14 protein-coding genes are annotated in these 18,824 nt (G+C 36.8%); 6 read left to right on the top strand and 8 right to left on the bottom strand.

Going from position 1 to position 18,824, the window contains the following annotated elements; genetic code table 11:
- Window positions 1-37: 37 nt before the first annotated feature.
- A complete protein-coding gene (locus SB028_RS10895) occupies window positions 38-511 on the bottom strand; it encodes a YchJ family protein (RefSeq protein ID WP_069368974.1) in 474 nt (157 codons plus the stop codon).
- Window positions 512-676: 165 nt separating this feature from the next.
- Between SB028_RS10895 and rssB the strand changes: the two genes are divergently transcribed.
- The 3 genes from rssB (at window position 677) to SB028_RS10880 (ending at window position 4,042) form a co-directional block, all read left to right on the top strand.
- Window positions 677-1,681 carry a two-component system response regulator RssB gene (gene rssB / locus SB028_RS10890; RefSeq protein WP_318859376.1) on the top strand — a complete coding sequence of 335 codons (1,005 nt, stop codon included), beginning with the start codon at window positions 677-679 and terminating at the stop codon, window positions 1,679-1,681.
- A 178-nt stretch (window positions 1,682-1,859) separates the two neighbouring features.
- Window positions 1,860-2,768: a UTP--glucose-1-phosphate uridylyltransferase GalU gene (galU, locus tag SB028_RS10885; RefSeq protein ID WP_069368976.1), complete on the top strand. Its 909-nt coding sequence runs from the start codon at window positions 1,860-1,862 to the stop codon at window positions 2,766-2,768.
- 266 nt (window positions 2,769-3,034) lie between these two features.
- Complete coding sequence (locus SB028_RS10880; RefSeq protein ID WP_069368977.1) at window positions 3,035-4,042, top strand: NAD-dependent epimerase; 1,008 nt, start codon at window positions 3,035-3,037, stop codon at window positions 4,040-4,042.
- A gap of 233 nt (window positions 4,043-4,275) precedes the next feature.
- Here SB028_RS10880 and hns read toward each other — a convergent pair whose 3' ends face one another.
- Window positions 4,276-4,680: a histone-like nucleoid-structuring protein H-NS gene (hns, locus tag SB028_RS10875; protein ID WP_069368978.1), complete on the bottom strand. Its 405-nt coding sequence runs from the start codon at window positions 4,678-4,680 to the stop codon at window positions 4,276-4,278.
- Between the two features lie 509 nt (window positions 4,681-5,189).
- Between hns and SB028_RS10870 the strand changes: the two genes are divergently transcribed.
- Window positions 5,190-5,786 carry a thymidine kinase gene (locus SB028_RS10870; protein WP_069368979.1) on the top strand — a complete coding sequence of 199 codons (597 nt, stop codon included), beginning with the start codon at window positions 5,190-5,192 and terminating at the stop codon, window positions 5,784-5,786.
- A 1,225-nt stretch (window positions 5,787-7,011) separates the two neighbouring features.
- Here the strand turns inward: SB028_RS10870 and adhE are convergent.
- The gene (gene adhE / locus SB028_RS10865; protein ID WP_069368980.1) at window positions 7,012-9,678 is read right to left on the bottom strand and encodes a bifunctional acetaldehyde-CoA/alcohol dehydrogenase; all 2,667 of its coding nucleotides are present in this window, start codon (window positions 9,676-9,678) and stop codon (window positions 7,012-7,014) included.
- Window positions 9,679-10,192: 514 nt separating this feature from the next.
- Here adhE and SB028_RS10860 point away from each other — a divergent pair.
- The gene (locus tag SB028_RS10860; RefSeq protein ID WP_248620231.1) at window positions 10,193-10,837 is read left to right on the top strand and encodes a YchE family NAAT transporter; all 645 of its coding nucleotides are present in this window, start codon (window positions 10,193-10,195) and stop codon (window positions 10,835-10,837) included.
- Window positions 10,838-10,940: 103 nt separating this feature from the next.
- Here the strand turns inward: SB028_RS10860 and SB028_RS10855 are convergent, their stop codons facing one another.
- The 5 genes from SB028_RS10855 to SB028_RS10835 form a co-directional block, all read right to left on the bottom strand.
- The gene (locus tag SB028_RS10855; RefSeq protein WP_409565628.1) at window positions 10,941-11,657 is read right to left on the bottom strand and encodes an ABC transporter ATP-binding protein; all 717 of its coding nucleotides are present in this window, start codon (window positions 11,655-11,657) and stop codon (window positions 10,941-10,943) included.
- Window positions 11,644-12,480 (bottom strand): ABC transporter ATP-binding protein, encoded by an 837-nt coding sequence (locus tag SB028_RS10850; RefSeq protein WP_069368983.1) that lies wholly within the window; start codon window positions 12,478-12,480, stop codon window positions 11,644-11,646. Before SB028_RS10850 ends, SB028_RS10855 begins: the two co-directional genes overlap by 14 nt.
- Window positions 12,473-13,303, bottom strand: coding sequence for an ABC transporter permease (locus tag SB028_RS10845; RefSeq protein ID WP_260663984.1), 831 nt, complete (start codon window positions 13,301-13,303; stop codon window positions 12,473-12,475). Before SB028_RS10845 ends, SB028_RS10850 begins: the two co-directional genes overlap by 8 nt.
- Window positions 13,303-14,346: an ABC transporter permease gene (locus tag SB028_RS10840; RefSeq protein WP_069368985.1), complete on the bottom strand. Its 1,044-nt coding sequence runs from the start codon at window positions 14,344-14,346 to the stop codon at window positions 13,303-13,305. Before SB028_RS10840 ends, SB028_RS10845 begins: the two co-directional genes overlap by 1 nt.
- Before the next feature lie 85 nt (window positions 14,347-14,431).
- Window positions 14,432-15,997: an ABC transporter substrate-binding protein gene (locus SB028_RS10835; RefSeq protein WP_069368986.1), complete on the bottom strand. Its 1,566-nt coding sequence runs from the start codon at window positions 15,995-15,997 to the stop codon at window positions 14,432-14,434.
- Between the two features lie 1,046 nt (window positions 15,998-17,043).
- On the opposite strand from SB028_RS10835, the gene SB028_RS10830 reads away from it, so the two are divergent.
- Window positions 17,044-18,681, top strand: a complete 1,638-nt coding sequence (locus SB028_RS10830; protein WP_069368987.1) for an ABC transporter substrate-binding protein — start codon at window positions 17,044-17,046, stop codon at window positions 18,679-18,681.
- The last annotated feature ends 143 nt before the right edge of the window (window positions 18,682-18,824 follow it).

Here is an 18,824-nt window from a genome sequence, read left to right as displayed (position 1 = left end):
TATGGATAAATCCTTTCTTTTACTTCTATGTTTGCAGTTATTTGATGTTATTTTCACAACATTTTTTGTATTTACGTCCAGAACCACAAGGGCAGGGATCGTTTCGTCCCACTTTCGGTTTCACACCGTCAATATAAAACCAACAGTTATCTATTTTTAGAAAACGAGAGCGTTCATGTAAGTACTGTTTATCATCGGCATTTCTTTCAATAAAGCAAGCCGAGAATTCAACATATGCCTCATTTTTATTTGTGCTCGCTTGCGATGAAATGACATTGAGTCCAAGCCACTGTGTATTTGGAAAGCCTGAAACTAATTCATCATGCAAAGATGCAACACGACAAGAAGGGTGCCACGTTTTTATTAAGTAATCAGCATTATGTTTAACAAACGCGCTATAACGCGAACGCATCAATGCTTCTGCTGTTGAAGCGTTTTTTTGACCTAAATGGTAAGGCTCACAGCAATCAGAGTAGAATAATTGACTATTGCAGGGGCATAAACTTGACAAAATAATGTCCTAAATCACGTTATTAGTATGACGATTTCCCCGTAGATTGAAAAAAGTAACGATTGGGAATAATTAACGTCAATGTTGAACTAAACTAATAATGTAGCGCTAATTAATCAGCATGTGAAACGATAGTTACCGGAGTCACCAATGAACAAAGCCTTAGTGGGTAAAAAAATTTTAATAATTGATGATGAGGTCGTTTTTCGCACAATGTTGACGGAATATTTCTCACATGAGAAAGCTTGTGTTTATACAACAGATAACGGTAGCCAAGCATTATCTTTATTAGAAGGGGGAGTACTCCCCGATCTGATTTTATGTGATATCCGTATGCCAGTAATGAATGGCCCCACTTTTTTGTGCCACCTTGAACAACGTAAATTGGATATTCCTGTTATTGCTATTTCATGTACAGACAATATGGCTGAAATAGATGATATGTTGCGTTTAGGGGCGCAAGAGATTTTTCTAAAGCCAATAACACATCTTGAGAAATTAAAACAAAAAGTTATTGAAGTATTATGTCCTGGCTTTTTTGAATCAGTATTAATAGAAGGTATACATTTTGAACCACTTTGGAATAGCTTACGAAAAGATACCCATTATATTCAGTCGTTCATAAAACAGATGCAACCTCAAGTTAAACAGGTTGTTGCGGGATATTGTGTTAATTATCGTCAATTAAATGATATCACTAAAATGGGGTTGTTATTTGATATTGCAGCTTTATCTGAAGACCAAATTATTTTCTATTGTGTTGATATATCGAGGGATGATGAAAATGGACTTTTGGTCGCTTTACTCTTACGGGTTGTTTTTAATGATGTATTAAAGTCATCACAAAAAGTAAAAACGTTGCCAAGTATGTATAATATGTTGAATAAACTAAATAAAATGCTTAATGAAATTGGAGTGAAAGGGACCTTTCCTATTATACTTGGTTATTATCATACACAGAAAAAGAATATCCTTTTAGCTTCAGCAGGTTTAAAAGCCGAAATAAAAACAGAAAATAAAAAATTTGAGTTAAATAGCGGTATTCCTTTAGGCACGCTGCAACTTTTATATATTAATCAAGTAAAATGCGAAGGAACAAATTGGCAATGTAAAATTTGGGACAGCAGAAATCAGATTAAATTAATGTTTTCCCCTATCTATAAAAGTTAAATGTAGATTAAATAAAATAGAATATTGTGCATATATTAAACATAAATGAAGAACTATCTCAATTAACGGGTAGGGCTCTGTTTATCCTTAGATATTAGCTGGTATACTCTGGCAATTATTTTTAATTGTGCCCATTCAAAGCTGAAAGTAGAACGGTACTAATTGCAGGAGAATTATAATGTCATCAGCAGTACGTAAAGTAAGAAAAGCGGTGATCCCTGTTGCTGGATTAGGAACAAGAATGCTACCTGCAACCAAGGCAATTCCAAAAGAGATGTTGCCAGTGGTTGATAAGCCTCTTATTCAATATGTAGTGAATGAATGTATTGCAGCAGGTATTAATGAAATTGTACTTGTTACACATTCATCTAAAAATTCAATTGAAAACCATTTTGATACGAGTTTTGAATTAGAAGCGATTTTAGAAAAACGCGTTAAACGCCAGTTATTAGAAGAAGTACAAGGTATTTGTCCAAGTCATGTCACTATCATGCAAACTCGTCAGGGAATAGCAAAAGGATTAGGCCATGCTATTTTATGTGCTAAGCCATTAATTGGCGATGAACCTTTCGCTGTTATCCTGCCTGATGTTATTTTAGATAGATACAGTGCTGATTTAACGAAAGTTAACTTAAAAGAGATGCTTTCTCACTTTGAACGCTCTGGCGCAAGTCAAATCCTTGTTGAACCAGTGCCTGAAGATGAAGTCTCTAATTACGGTATTGTCGATTGCATGGGTGAAAATTTATGCCCAGGTGATAGCAAACCAATCACACGTGTTGTTGAAAAACCTAAGAAAGAAGAAGCACCTTCAAATTTATCTATCGTAGGGCGTTATGTATTATCTGAAAGTATCTGGCCACTATTAGCGAAAACAGCACCCGGTGCTGGAGATGAAATTCAGTTAACTGATGCGATTGCCATGTTGATTGAAAAAGAAGCCGTTGAAGCTTATCACCTACAAGGGAAAAGCCACGATTGTGGTAATAAATTAGGATATATGAAAGCCTTCGTAGAGTATGGAATACAGCACGAAGAGTTTGGCGAAGATTTTTCACAATGGCTAAAATCATTAAAAATACAGTGAAATAAAGCGGCTTAATAAGCATTTATATGGTTGCTCTCATTGTATAAGCTCCGCAAATACATGATGTATGACAAGCTGATTATTTTATGAGAAAAGCTAGATAAAGCGACGGTAAGATATTAAGGTATGGCTCAATACATTGAGTATTGAGCCATGTTGATTTCTGTAATGTATGATGATGTAAGCGTTATGATGTTTAATCGAGGTGATATTAAGCATGATAGCGTTGGCATAAAAATAAATTATTGGGTTATTTGAGTGATTATATGAAAATATTGGTAACAGGTGCTGCGGGGTTTATTGGCTATCATATGAGTCAGCGTTTAATCGAAATGGGTTATCATGTTGTCGGAATAGATAACATGAATGATTATTATGATGTGCGCCTAAAAGAAGCTCGATTAGCTAAATTACAACAGCTAGAAAAATTTCATTTTGAGAAACTTGATATCGTTGACTCAGTAAAAGTGGCTCAATTATTTGTATCACACCAATTTGACCGAGTTATTCATTTAGCGGCTCAACCGGGGGTTCGCTATTCAATTAAAAACCCAATGGCATATATTGATGCGAATATTATTGGTCATATTAATATATTAGAAGGATGTCGCCATAATAAAGTTGGACATCTTATCTACTCCTCTTCAAGCTCTGTTTATGGTTTAAATCAGAAACAGCCTTTTTCAACAGAAGATAGCGTTGATCATCCTGTTTCATTATATGCGGCAACAAAGAAAGCGAATGAGTTAATGTCTCATAGCTATTCACATTTATATCAATTACCAACAACGGGATTACGTTTCTTCACTGTATATGGTCCTTGGGGACGTCCTGATATGGCATTATTTAAATTCACTAAGGCAATGTTAGCTGGTGAGCCTATTGATGTTTATAATAGTGGAGAAATGACGCGCGATTTTACTTATGTCGATGATATTGTGAGTTCAGTTGTTCGATTGATCAATGTTGTACCAGAAGCAGATAAAAATTGGACAGTAGAGAAAGGCGAAACGTCTTCAAGTTCTGCACCTTATAAAATTTATAATGTGGGGAATGGGCAACCAACTAAATTGATGTCATTCATTGAAGCAATAGAAAAATCATTAAATATTAAAGCTAAATTGAACTTAATGCCGATGCAAGATGGTGATGTTCTTTCGACTTGTGCGGATTGCCAAGACTTGTCTGAGACAATCGGTTTCTCGCCGAATACCGCCGTAGAATATGGCGTAAAACAGTTTGTTGATTGGTATTTAACTTATTATAAAAACTAATAATATTAGTCTAATTAAATCAAATCAAAGAAAAGGAGCTATAAAAGCTCCTTTTTCATTATAAATAAAAATAAATAACGCAGTTGTTATATTTTTATTTTCGCTTACCCCTATCTAACACAAACAACATCAGCACATATTAAAATTAAACGCTTGTTTAATTAAATGGAGCAAACAAGAAAATACCCTTTTAAATAATTAAAAGGGTATTTTAAATAGAGTATTGACTTAAATTACAGCAGGAAATCGTCTAATGATTTGCCTTCTTCATCAATAGCACGTTTGATTACAGCTGGTGTACGACCTTGGCCTGTCCAAGTTTTAGTTTCACCATTTTCATCAACGTAAGAGTATTTAGCTGGACGAGCTGCACGTTTAGCACGGCCAGTTTTATTAGTCGCACTTGCTTCAAGCAAGTCTGTTGGATCAATACCCGCTTCTTCTAACATTTCACGGTATTTTTGTAATTTCTGAACACGTTCTTCTTCAGCTGCTTTTTCTAATGAGAATTCTTCACGACGCTCATTAACGACAACTTCGAGTTTCTCCAACATTTCTTCTAAAGTTTCTAAAGAAGTTTCTCTTGCTTGTGCGCGGAGAGTACGGATGTTATTTAATATTTTTAAAGATTCGCTCATTTTCCTGGTCTCAAATAAATGTTGTTGGCTGATGTAATACTAATAATAGATTGCTATTTAAATTTCTGCAATACCTAAATACAAACCTTACGTAAAATTTCTTTTTTTTAAACTAATATCTCAACGAAAAAAATAATAAAACTTGAGGCATCTTTAGTCAATAAAGGAAATATTAGTAAGGAGATGCATCTTTTAACGGATGATAACGCTAATGCTAAAGAATAGAAAGCTTTGTTCATTTTTTTATAATAACGGACTTTTTTCTAAAAATGGAATCGGACTAACTTTCATACTTTAATAAAGGTATATCAAGGTGTGTTTTAATATGTTAAGTACTTATTAAAGCTATTTATTTTTTAAGCAAAAATTAGCATTAACAACGAACCTCATCTTTTGATGGTATATCTAGAATAGAAATAAAGGTAATAAATACTTGTTATGGATAACTTGTAGATTGTTTATGTTAGACTGTCGCTCGTGAAAATAAACACTATTTAAGGAGAGAGCTGATGGCTCAGCTTTACTTTTATTATTCAGCCATGAATGCTGGAAAATCAACATCTTTATTGCAATCCTCTTATAACTATAATGAACGAGGCATGCGCACATTGATTTTTACTGCGGCTATTGATACACGCTTTGCAAAGGGAAAGATTAGTTCGAGAATAGGATTAAGTGCGGATGCATTACTCTTTAGTGATGATATGAATATTCGTGACGTTATTGTTGCTGAGCATAACAAACAGACTATTCATTGTGTATTGATTGATGAGTGCCAATTTTTAAGTAAAGCACATGTCGAACAACTTTGCGATATAACAGACACCTATGATATTCCTGTTCTCACGTATGGACTAAGAACGGATTTTAGAGGAGAGTTATTTACAGGTAGTGCTTATTTATTAGCATGGGCTGATAAGCTCGTAGAACTTAAAACAGTCTGTTATTGCGGTAGAAAGGCAAATAAAGTATTACGTTTAGATGATAAAGGAAATGTCCTGAGTGATGGTGCTCAAGTTGAAATTGGTGGAAATGAAAAATATGTTTCAGTCTGCCGTAAACATTATACACAGGCAACGCTAAAAGGGTGTATTGAACAAGAGTAACCTTTTCAAATTCTCTCTTTCACTAAATTGCTAAGGTGAAAGAGAGATAAAATAAGCCTACAAATAAAATGTTATATTAGGTAATACTAAAAAATGTTTATATATTTTTAAGTTTTAGTCAAATTATTGGCTTTTTTTATATCAAATTGCAGTGAGTTTGATTTTCTTCTGTAAGGATATGTTATTTTTTGATGGAAAAATTTATTTGTTTCATCGATTTCTTTATCATTAATCAAAAAAGGCATAATCAAATATACGTAAGGTGTTTGTTTTGTGATGCCGATATTGTTTTTTACAAATGATAAGAGAGAAAGACATTTGATGCATTTATATTATTCATAGTTTAATAAAATTGAATAAAGATAGTCATAAAATACCCAAAAACATTTTTTATCTAGCGTGAGTATAATGAAATATTTATATCAGATTTTATGGATGCTGATTATAGGATGCTTAAGTTGATATTAAATAAATAAAGCTTTTCACTTTATGCCTGTTAATAGGGATAAATAGGCTCCTTTTATACTACTAAAGGAGTACTTTCTAAGTACAATGCACAAATAGCAACCTTTATTACGTTATTACTTGAGCAAGCGAGCAAGCTTCATTTTGATAATATTTTATTGAAATTATATTTTTTATAAATTCAATACAGCTAGAGATATAAAATATTTATATATCTATATTGTGGTCACTCATTAATAACAAAAATGATGAGGTCATTTGTTCTTTATGGGATAAGAATAAAAACTATGGTTATAAATCGTAAAGTGAACACGAGGGTTATAAACAACATTTTGTTATCATCACTTTATGAAGCAAATAAGGTAAGAGTGAAATAATATACCAACTAATGAAAGGAGAGGCGAGTTTGACACCTCCTGTAATCGTCTATAAGACGTTTTTTATAATGTGGTAATACGATGAGATGGCTTAAGATATACGTCGCTCAGAGGCTTTTTTAGCACTAATCATGAATGCATAAAGTAAGACACTCTTTTTATATTAAAAATCAAACGCCAAAACAAGTACAAATACCTATTAGCTGTGATGGAATAGTGACGCATTACGCCTTATTCCTTAGTATCAGAAATCAGTAGCAAGATGTACATAACCCAATGAGAAGCTATAAAAAAACCCAGCCATAAAATAATAGGACTGGGTTTCTCTATTTAAGAATAAATAATCGAAATAGTGAGGATCACACTAACACAGCGTGTTTCGATTATTTTTTACTGCTTTTTTTAGCTGGTTTTGTCTCTTCTTTCACTTCAACAGCGGGATGTTCATTAAATTCACGACCGTAGTAAGAATCTAATAACAGTTGTTTGAGTTCAGAAATCAGTGGGTAACGTGGATTAGCACCTGTACACTGATCGTCAAACGCATCTTCAGATAATTTATCAACTCTTGCTAAGAAATCATTTTCTTGAACACCGGCTTCGCGAATAGAAGATGGAATTCCTAATGAAGATTTCATTTCTTCTAACCACGCTAATAACTTCTCAATTTTTGCCGCAGTACGGTCACCAGGTGCCGAAAGCTCCAGGTGGTCAGCGATTTCTGCATAGCGACGACGTGCTTGAGGGCGGTCGTATTGGCTGAATGCAGTCTGTTTTGTTGGGTTGTCATTAGCGTTATAACGGATCACGTTTGAAATTAATAACGCATTCGCTAAACCGTGAGGAATATGGAACTCAGAGCCTAATTTATGCGCCATTGAGTGACAAACACCCAAGAATGCGTTAGCAAAAGCAATACCTGCAATAGTTGCTGCATTATGAACACGTTCACGAGCAACTGGGTTTTTAGCGCCTTCATGATAACTTGCTGGCAGATGCTCTTTCAGTAATTTTAATGCCTGCAACGCTTGTCCATCAGAATATTCGTTCGCTAATACAGAAACATAGGCTTCTAATGCATGAGTCACCGCGTCTAAACCACCAAACGCACATAGTGATTTAGGCATGTTCATAACAAGGTTTGCATCAACGATAGCCATATCTGGTGTTAATGCATAGTCTGCTAATGGGTATTTCTGACCAGTTTCGTCATCAGTGACGACCGCAAATGGGGTGACTTCAGAACCTGTACCTGATGTTGTTGTGATAGCAACCATTTGTGCTTTCACACCCATTTTTGGGAACTTGTAAATACGTTTACGGATATCCATAAAACGTAATGCTAATTCTTCGAAGTGAGTTTCTGGGTGCTCATACATAACCCACATGATTTTTGCAGCATCCATTGGTGAACCACCACCTAATGCGATGATCACGTCAGGTTTAAAGCTATTCATCTGTTCTGCGCCTTTACGCACAACGCTTAATGTTGGATCTGCTTCAACTTCAAAGAAGACTTCTGTTTCAACACCAAATTTTTTCAGTACACGGGTGACTTCATCAACATAACCATTGTTGAATAAGAAACCATCGGTCACGATAAAGGCACGTTTTTTACCATCTGTCGCAATCTCTTCCAGTGCGATAGGTAAACAACCACGGCGGAAGTAAATAGATTTAGGAAGTTTATGCCACAACATATTTTCTGCTCTTTTCGCCACGGTTTTAGTGTTGATAAGGTGTTTTGGCCCTACGTTTTCAGAAATGGAGTTACCACCCCATGAACCACAACCTAACGTTAGAGAAGGAGCAAGTTTAAAGTTGTATAAGTCACCAATACCACCTTGAGATGCTGGCGTATTGATTAAAATACGGGATGTTTTCATTTTGTCGCCGAAGTAGGCGACATGCTCAGGACAGTTATCTTGGTCTGTATATAAGCAAGATGTGTGACCGATGCCCCCCATCTCAACTAATTTTTCAGCTTTTAGCACAGCATCTTCAAACGATTGAGCATGGTACATCGCTAATAGCGGAGATAATTTTTCGTGAGCAAAAGGCTCTGCTTCTGTGGTTTCTTTTACTTCACCAATTAAAATTTTGGTATTTACAGGAACTTCAATGCCAGCCATTTCAGCAATTTTTGTTGCAGGCTGACCCACAATAGCCGCATTTAAGTTACCCTCTTTTAAGATGATATCTTGAACTGCTTTTAATTCTTTACCTGTCAGCATGTAACCGCCGTGAGTTGAGAATCGCTCACGAACTTGTTTATAAATACTGTCAACAACAATGACAGATTGCTCTGACGCACAAATGACACCATTATCAAAAGTTTTAGACATTAAGATTGAAGCCACGGCACGTTTGATATCAGCAGAGTCATCAATAACAACAGGCGTGTTACCTGCACCCACACCGATAGCCGGTTTCCCTGAACTATACGCAGCTTTAACCATGCCTGGACCACCCGTCGCTAAGATCAGGTTAATATCATCATGGTGCATTAATGCGTTGGATAGGGCGACAGAAGGCTCATCAATCCAACCAATAATATCTTTTGGTGCGCCTGCAGCGATAGCCGCATTTAAGACGATTTCAGCAGCACGGTTTGTTGCTTCTTTTGCACGAGGGTGTGGAGAGAAAATAATACCATTACGTGTTTTTAAGCTAATTAATGCTTTAAAAATCGCAGTAGAAGTGGGGTTCGTTGTTGGTACGATACCGCAGATAATTCCAATAGGTTCAGCGATGGTGATTGTACCGTAAGTGAGATCTTCAGATAAAATCCCGCAGGTTTTTTCGTCTTTATACGCATTGTAGATATACTCAGAAGCAAAGTGGTTTTTGATCACTTTATCTTCAACGATACCCATACCAGACTCTTTAACCGCTAATTTTGCAAGAGGAATACGGGCATCAGCGGCCGCTAATGCAGCTGCACGGAAAATAGCATCAACTTGTTCTTGAGAGAAGTTAGCAAATTCACGTTGAGCTTTTTTTACACGAGCAACCAAATCATTGAGTTCAGTAACGTTAGTTACAGACATAAAGAGACTCCTGATAAAATGTTAAATTTTTTAAGCAAATTAGCCGTTATCATCGTAACTAATAAGAATAGCCTAGATAGATGATTATGTGCTCATTTCAGTAATAATTATTAGAGGGCATAATTTGCTTAAAAAACTTAAAAAAAACAATAATAAAGATAAATATATTTTCGAAGTACCCCTCTTTCTTCGAATGATAACAGCTTACCATCTTTCTAATTAATTAACGTGATATACATCACAAAATTAGCAAGCTGACACCTTTCAGCATGGCTTTTTATGAGAATAATTCTTATATGCGATCAATGTTCAACGATTTTTTTGTCGTACACTTTATTTCGATATAAAATTAAACCACTAGGTTTTGATCGGTTTACAAGAGAATATTTTAGGTAAAAACTTGTTAACTAATAGAATTAACTGGTTTATTGATTTAAAGTAACGCGCATTTTTTGGAGTTACTCTATCTTTTATAGAATAATTCGCATGTTTATTAGCCAAGAAGGGGCTTTTCATGGAGTCACTGCTGGATTTATCCGGTTATATTAAATTTTTTGTCGGTCTTTTTGCGATTGTAAACCCAATTGGTATTTTGCCAGTCTTTATCAGTATGACAAGTTATCAAACTGATGCAGGGCGCAATAAAACAAACTTAATTGCGAATGGCTCCGTTGCAATTATTTTGGTTTCTTCTCTATTAATCGGTGATTCTATACTGAGTATTTTCGGTATCTCTATCGATTCGTTTCGTATAGCAGGGGGAATGCTGATTGTGACTATTGCGATGACCATGATAAATGGACGTTTAGGAGAAGATAAGCAAAATAACCAAGAACGAAACGAATCCGCAGTACGTAATAGTGTTGCTGTTGTACCTTTAGCATTACCATTGATGGCAGGGCCTGGGGCGATCAGTTCTTGTATTGTCTGGAGCTCTCGTTGGGAAGGTTTTACTAACTTTTTAGGATTAGCTGCAACCAGTATCTTTTTTGCATTTTGTTGTTGGTTGCTGTTTCGTAGTGCAACGCTATTAGTGAAATATTTAGGGCAAACTGGCATTAACGTAGTTACTCGTATAATGGGCTTATTATTAATGTCGTTAGGTATTGAATTTATTGTGACGGGATTGCGTTCTATTTTCCCCGGCTTGTTAGCTTAAACACAGCGCAGAACAATTAAAAAACGGTACAATACTCTTAGAAAGAGCAGTATTAATAACGTAATACTGCTCGGATCTCTTCTTTTATCTATTCTCGTTTATTTCAATCAAGACGATGTATCCCTTTTGATAACGCATCTCGATCATAATGTTGTGTTAGTTCACCATTTTCCATTAATGCCGCTCTATCTGACATATGTGCAATGACATCCGCGTCATGGCTGACTAATAAGTATGTCATATGGTGTTCCTTTTTCAGCGTGTTAAGCAGATTTAAGATCTCGGCTTGTACTGACATATCTAGTGCTGAAGTTGGCTCATCTAAAAGCAATAATTGAGGTTGTAATAAAAGTGCTCTTGCAATGGCAACACGTTGACGTTGCCCACCAGAAAGTTGATGAGGATAACGGCTTGTTACATCCGCAGGTAAACCAACTTGGGCTAATGCTTGTTCAATCGTACTTTTATTAAAAGGAATTTGATGGATTTTTAAAGGCTCAGAAAACGCACGTTCAATACGGTGTTGAGGGTGTAAAGAAGCGTAGGGATCTTGAAACACCATCTGTATATTACGGCGTAGCGCTCCTTGAAAACGTTGTTGTGGTTTAATGGTTTGCCCTAAAAGCGATATATCACCTTGCCAATGCGACAATAATCCGGCAATCACTCGTAAAACAGTCGATTTTCCACAACCAGAACGACCTATTAAGCTAAAGGTTTCACCTTGTTGAACATGTAAATTTATCCCTTTTACAACGTGCTTTGCTTGTTTACCTTGCTCAAATTGAACATGTAAATCATGAATATCAATTAGCATGATGCAGCCCCTTGAAATTAAGCGTTCTATCTAATACGGGCAATTGAGTGCCATAAGTGCTTGCACTCGGTCTGCATGTCCAAAGTGTACGAGTATAAGGATGCGTGGCAGTTGGCAACGCTTTGGCATTGAGTTCGTCAACTTGTTCACCTTGGTACATCACCATCACACGTTCGCAATATTCAGCAACAAGAGGCAAATCATGGCTAATTAGCAATAAGCCCATGTTACGTTGTTCACACTGTGTGGTGATCAGTTCAAGAATTTGATGACGAAGCTGAGCATCAAGTGCAGATGTTGGTTCATCAGCAATTAAAATAGTAGGGTTATTAATTAGTGCAATAGCTATCATTGCTCGTTGCCCCATACCACCTGATAATTCACCGGGATAGCGATAAATATTCTGTTCAGGTAAGCCAACAGACAGCAGTGTATCGATGATAAGTTGGCGTCTATCTTGGCGCGAAAGTTTTTGATGCTGTTTTACGGTTTCTTCTACTTGTTGATAAATCGTTTTTACAGGATTTAAGGCATAACGAGGATCTTGTAATACCATTGAAATCGTATTACCTCGAATGTTATTCCATTGGCGAGATGAGAAATTCAATAGATTATTTCCCTGCAAGTTTAATTTATCTGCGCTGACTTTTCCCGGTTGACGAACTAATCCCATTAATGCACGAGCAGTCATTGATTTGCCTGAGCCTGATTCACCGACAACGGCGAGACGTTCTTGACCTAAAGTGAAGGAGACATTGTTGACTACTCTTGCCTTAGGGAAATCGATACAAAGATTATTGACCTCAATTAATGGTGTTTTATTCATGGGTATCTCCCAATACATCCCGTAGCCCATCACCCAATAAATTAAATGCCAGACTGCTGATTAAAATTGCTGTACCCGGAATAGCGGCAACCCACCACTGATCAAAAATAACGGGCATACCTTCTGCGATCATTGCTCCCCATTCTGCCATGGGGGGGCGTGCGCCTAATCCAAGAAATCCCAATCCTGCAGCAGCGAGGATAATTACCGCTAAATTCAGCGCTAAACGTACAATGGCTGAAGGTAAGCATAGCGGTAAAATATGTCCCCATAACAGTCGTAGACCTTTAATTCCCATCATTTCAGCCGCAGCAAGATAATCACTATTGCGTAAATGCTGAATTTCACTGCGTGATTGTCGCGCATAAGCAGGCCATGCCGTTAACGCTAAGGCTAATGCACCATTGAGCAGACCAGGGCCTAACATTGCAACAAAGGCGAAAGCGAGAATAAGAGAAGGCATTGACATCACAATATCGGTGAAGCGCATTAAAATACGTTCAGTCCAACCACCGTAATATCCAGATAAAATCCCAATGAATAATCCCAAAGGTAGCGTAATAATTGCCACCAGTCCCACTAAACCTAACATTGGACGAGTTCCATAGATAAGGCGAGAAAGAATATCACGTCCATAATTATCGGTGCCTAGCCAATGTTCAGCATTGGGGGCTAACAGACGTTGAGCAGCATGTTGCCAATTGGGATCATAAGGGGCTAACCAAGGTGCAAAAATCGCAATAATTAATAACAAGATAAGTAACGATAAACCGATAAATGCGGAAGGCGAACGCGCTATTTTTCTTAAAAATGAGTGTGACATTAGCGGAGCCTCGGATCAGTCAAACGAATAACGATATCGGTCATATTATTAATAAAGACAAAGCATAAGCCGATAATTAAAGTGCCGCCCATAATGGCTGTGGTATCGCCTGCAAAAAGCGCCGTAGTAAGATATCGACCAATTCCAGGCCAAGAAAAGACGGTTTCTGTCAATACAGCACCTTCTAACATCCCCGTATAAGATAGGGCGATAATGGTCATTAAAACACCGCGAATATTAGGTAGTACGTGATAAAAAAGAATACGCAACTCACCAATGCCTTTTGCTCTTGCTAACGTGACATACTCTTTATTCATTTCGTTTAAGCAGGCTGATCGAGTCAAACGAGTGATAGAAGCAAGGGCAAAATAAGCTAATAGGGATACGGGTAAAATCAGATGTGATAATGCATTAAAAAAAGCATCTTTATCGCCCGCTAATAAGGTATCAATTAAGGCAAAACCCGTGATAGGCTCAATGGTGAATTGATAGATATCGTCTAATCGCCCAGGACCAGCCGTCCATTGTAATGTGGCATAGAAGATCAATAGCAAAATCAAACCTAGCCAGAAAATAGGGACTGAGCTACCTAATAACGTTAGGATCCGCAAAATAAAATCAAAGGGGGTTCCCACAAACCGCGCACATAAAACACCAAATAAAATCCCGAGACTGGCACCAATCAGTAAGGCAACCGTTGCTAATTCTAATGTAGCGGGGAAAGTCGCTAATAAATCATCAAGTACGGGCTGACCTGTTGATGTTGCTGTACCTAAATGTCCTTGTAGCAATGCTTCCACATAGTGAAAGAACTGCATATAGATAGGTAAATCCAATCCTAATTCATGTTTTACTTGGTTATAGGTTTCAAGGCTTGCGTGATCACCGACAATTTGTAAGACAGGATCGACAGGTGAAAGTGCAGAAAGCGTAAAAGTGATGACAAGAAGGCCGAGAAGAGTCAGCACCAGTGTCAGTATTCCTTGCGCAAAGGTAATTAACTGACCTTTTAGACGAAAAGGTAACGTCATAGCAGTATTCATACAGCAATAGCCTAGTGAAATGGCAAAAAATAGACCATCCACGGTATCATGACTGTGGATGGTTTCAGAAAAAATATTACTAATATTACTTAGTTACTTTGTCATAATAGACCATATCTGCATTCAGGCCTTGCGCATAACCTTTGACGTTATCGCGCATGACGATTTGGTTTTTACCTTGATCGATAAATACATAAGGTGAACTACGTTGTAACTCTTTTTGCATTTCTGTATAGAGCGATTGACGTTTTGTTTTGTCTGCTTCATTAAGTGCAGTCAATGTTTGCTGACTTAATTCAGGAATATTCCAGCCATTTAACCAAGCGACCGTATTGGATTGTCCATCATTATAAGCAAAGGCACTGGCATTTGAGTGTGCATCAAAATAATCAGGGATCCAAAAGCGGATCGCTGCTTGATGTTGTTTCGCGCGCACACGGCTATACACTTGGCTACCTGCTGCTGGTAATAAATCGACTTGCACACCCGCTTGAGCAAAGCTTGCTTGAATAGATTGCGCCACAGTGATGTAAGGGACTTTATTTTCGACATCTAACGTAAAGCGTGCATTGGTGATCCCTGCTTTGGCTAAAATTTCTTTGGCTTTTTCGGGATCAAAAGTGAATGGATTATCTTTTAGTGCACCGGGCAAACCTACGGGTAAAAAGCTTTGATGAATAAAATACTGACCACGCATTAAATCTTCAGTAATACCTTTGTAGTCAATTAAATAACGAGATGCTTCCCAAAATGCGGGATTACTCAGTACAGGGTTTCCGCTGGCAGTATTAAAAGCCATATAAACCTGTTCTGCCGAAGGGATATCTAAAATTTGGATCCCAGCCTTGCCTGCTAACGCGGCTGTTTGATCGGTACCCAGTTCACGGGCAATATCTGCGTCACCTTTTTCAATCAACAAGCGGCGTGATGCTGGGTCGGGCACGTTTTTAATAATAATATTCGCCATTTTAGGCGCGCCAGTTGGTGATAGCGGGTTTGCTTCTAACACAATAGCCTGACGTGGTTGATAAGCGCGCATTTTGTATGCACCGCTTCCTGCTGAATTCATTTTCAGCCAGCTATTACCAAAGTCATTATTTTTAATGTGAGCAGAAACCAGTTTTTCATCAACAATAGAAGCAATTGGGGTTGAAAGAATATTTAGCACAACATCAGGGCTGACATCGGCAGTCCAACGTACTTCCAATTCGTTATCACTGACTTTTTTTAGTAACGAATGAATGTTATCCGCTTTCCAACCCAAAACATTTAGAATAAAGGCGGGGGATTTATTCATGGTGATCGCACGCTGATAAGAGAAAATAATATCTTCAGGGCGAACAGCGTTACCTGATGCAAATTTTGCATCTGGCTTAATTTTAAATACGATTGTTTTTTGTTCAGGGTTAGCTTGCCAACTTTCAACTAAAATCGGCTCATTTATTTCAGGGTTATCACGATTAGGTTGAACAATACGCTGATACAAACTAGGAACGGTTTGAATACTAGACAGTTCATTACTTTCTGCGGGGTCAAGACTGACAATATCATCAAGCCCTTGTACCACAATTAATGTATTAGCTGGTGTTGCTGCAAATGCAGGTACGGAAAGGGCACCTACAACGAATAATGATAATAATTTTGCTTTCATGAGACGCTCCCTGAAACGGTATAGCTAAAGTCGTTATGTCAATAACTTATTAGTTATTACTTTGTGAAATTAACTTAGGCAAAACGTGACCAATGCGCAAAGTTTTAATTACGCTTACATATAACACTTCGTTATAAGCAATCATGATTAATTATGGTGGAAGAATAATTAACCGCAAGAGCATGATGATGAAATACTCGCAATCATTGGTAACGGTATGGTAGGACATCGTTATATCGAGAAGGGACATTAACAACACAAAAAGTCGTTGTTGGTCAATTACGTCAACTAACAGAGATGGCAGAAACCATGAAAAGCCCCGTTTTGATGATTGTGGGAGAGGTCGTCAAACTGAATGAGAAGCTACAATGGTTTCAATCAAAATCAGCTAACTAGCTGAAAAAATTGAGGGTATCATTTTAAAACTAAATACCTCTTTAATATCCGATATGTATATTAAAGAGGTTTTTTTATCTAACATATAGAAATATAAATGAAAAATGGCCTAATTCTATTTCAACTAAAAATTTAGACTAATTTTTAAAAACAAATAATAAAAGTGAATATTTAATAATCTATAAATATTTTTAGATTAGAATTGTTATTCATCTTAAAGGTGAATTTATTGTTATTTTCAATTAATTGTAAAGAGAAATTCTTTACAAATAAAGCACCATAAAGTTCTGTTAGTCGGATAAAATCCATCCTAATTATATTAATTTTGTGAGCTAAGTAGGTTTTCTATCTATAAAACTTGCATGATGTTAATTTAATGTTTATTTGTTGTTTTGCTTCTCTCGATATATATTTTTTATTTTCTCAGGATAGAACTCTAGAGGGCTCAATAAAGTTAAGTGATAAGAATACCGCATTAATTGACAAAATTTACGATAAGAGTAAAAAAGAAGAGTGTTGGTATCATTTTTATCTCATTAATATTATTAAACGTTTGAGAGCCATAAATATTACAATCAAAATTTAACAACGATACATATCGTTAATTGCGCGACCCCGCTATAAATTATTGTTTATTAGGAGAGGTACCCATGAAAAATAAAGTTACGTTAAAAACAGTGTTTCCACTCAGTATCATGTCACTTGTCTTAACCTCCTTTTTTTCTCATGCCGTCACTCTTCCTGAGGGCACTATTCTGGCGAAACAACAGAATATTGTGATTAATAACGGCACTGAAGTTTCATCCCTCGATCCGCACAAAGTAGAAGGTGCACCAGAAACGAATATTATTTTAAATTTATTAGAGGGATTGACCTATGTTGGACCGAATGGTGAAAGTATGCCTGGTGTTGCACAACGTTGGGAAACGGATGATAACAAGGTGTGGACATTTTATTTGCGAGAAGATGCAAAGTGGAGTGATGGCTCACCCGTTACCGCTGAAGACTTTGTTTATAGCTGGCGCCGAGTGGTAGATCCTAAAACAGGTTCACCTTATGCCAGTTATCTCGAATATGCTTATGTTGAAAATGTTGCAGATATTCTTAGTGGCAAAAAATCCCCTGAAACATTAGGTGTGAAAGCGATAGATCCTCATACTTTGCAAGTCCGTTTAACCAAGCCAATTCCTTACTTAGTTGATATGGTCAGCCATACTCCATTAAAACCAGTTAAAAAAGAGATTGTTGAAAAATATGGTGTAAATTGGACTCGCCCAGAAAACTTTGTTGGTAATGGTGCTTATGTTATTGAAGATTGGGTTGTAAATGAAAAGATCACTTTAAAACGTAATCCACTTTATTGGGATAATAAAAACACCATTATTGAACAAGCCACATTTTTACCAATTAGCTCAGAAACCAGTGATATAAATCGCTATCGTAGTGGTGAAATAGATATCACTAATAGCGCTATTCCTCCTGTTCTTTATAGAAAGATGAAGCAAGAGCAGCCAGAGAATTTACATGTCACACCGTATTTATGTACTTTCTATTATGAATTAAATAATAAAAAAGCGCCTTTTGATGATCCCCGTGTTCGTGAAGCAGTGAAACTGACTCTTGATAGACAAGTGATTGCTGAGAAAATAATGGGACAAGGGCAAATACCCGCTTATTCATTTACTCCTTCTTTTATTGGTAATGGCAATTTTAAACCACCCAAATGGTCGTATTGGACACAACAACAACGTAATGAAAGGGCGCGTGAATTATTAAAAGAAGCAGGATTTGATGCACATAATCCACTGACTTTTACTTTGCTCTACAATACTTCAGATCAAAACAAACAGCAGGCAATAGCGGCAGCATCAATGTGGAAAAAAAGTATTGGTGCAAATGTGACGTTGCAAAACCAAGAGTGGAAAACGGCATTAGAAAACCGTAATCAAGGAAATTACCAAGTCGCGAGGGCGACATGGTGCGCGGATTATAATGAACCAACCTCATTTTTAAACTCGTTTCTTTCCACAAGTAGCCTTAATACCGTCTTTTATGAAAATAATGATTACGATGATGCATTAAATAATGCCTCAATTGCCGTTGATAAAGAGGCTCGCCATCAGCTCTATCAACGTGCTGAAGCCCTGCTAGACAAGGATTCTGCGATAGTGCCTGTCTATTACCGTGTCAGTGTTAGATTGGTTAGTCCAAAAATAGGTGGATTTACAGGCAAAGACCCCTTTGATTATACGGACTTAAAGCGCTATTTTATAAAGGTAGATAACTAAAACTGGTAAATTATCGATTTTCTATAGTTATGTACGATTTGAATCATTCGACGTCATTTAAAAAGTAGCGAAACAATAAAAAGCTACATGAAAAAGATAGCGGCATAAAAAATTATAATGCTATCTGGCAATTAAGCACAGAT

This window comes from Proteus vulgaris, assembly GCF_033708015.1.
Classification (GTDB): domain Bacteria; phylum Pseudomonadota; class Gammaproteobacteria; order Enterobacterales; family Enterobacteriaceae; genus Proteus.
This window is presented reverse-complemented; position numbering and strand designations above follow the sequence as displayed.

What these genes read in the sequence shown, in the direction of transcription:
- SB028_RS10845 (WP_260663984.1), bottom strand. Translation starts at nt 13,303, where the DNA reads ATGTCACACTCATTTTTAAGAAAAATAGCGCGTTCGCCTTCCGCATTT.
- SB028_RS10860 (WP_248620231.1), top strand. Translation starts at nt 10,193, where the DNA reads ATGGAGTCACTGCTGGATTTATCCGGTTATATTAAATTTTTTGTCGGT.
- galU (WP_069368976.1), top strand. Translation starts at nt 1,860, where the DNA reads ATGTCATCAGCAGTACGTAAAGTAAGAAAAGCGGTGATCCCTGTTGCT.
- SB028_RS10870 (WP_069368979.1), top strand. Translation starts at nt 5,190, where the DNA reads ATGGCTCAGCTTTACTTTTATTATTCAGCCATGAATGCTGGAAAATCA.
- adhE (WP_069368980.1), bottom strand. Translation starts at nt 9,678, where the DNA reads ATGTCTGTAACTAACGTTACTGAACTCAATGATTTGGTTGCTCGTGTA.
- SB028_RS10840 (WP_069368985.1), bottom strand. Translation starts at nt 14,346, where the DNA reads ATGAATACTGCTATGACGTTACCTTTTCGTCTAAAAGGTCAGTTAATT.
- SB028_RS10835 (WP_069368986.1), bottom strand. Translation starts at nt 15,997, where the DNA reads ATGAAAGCAAAATTATTATCATTATTCGTTGTAGGTGCCCTTTCCGTA.
- SB028_RS10880 (WP_069368977.1), top strand. Translation starts at nt 3,035, where the DNA reads ATGAAAATATTGGTAACAGGTGCTGCGGGGTTTATTGGCTATCATATG.
- SB028_RS10830 (WP_069368987.1), top strand. Translation starts at nt 17,044, where the DNA reads ATGAAAAATAAAGTTACGTTAAAAACAGTGTTTCCACTCAGTATCATG.
- SB028_RS10850 (WP_069368983.1), bottom strand. Translation starts at nt 12,480, where the DNA reads ATGAATAAAACACCATTAATTGAGGTCAATAATCTTTGTATCGATTTC.
- hns (WP_069368978.1), bottom strand. Translation starts at nt 4,680, where the DNA reads ATGAGCGAATCTTTAAAAATATTAAATAACATCCGTACTCTCCGCGCA.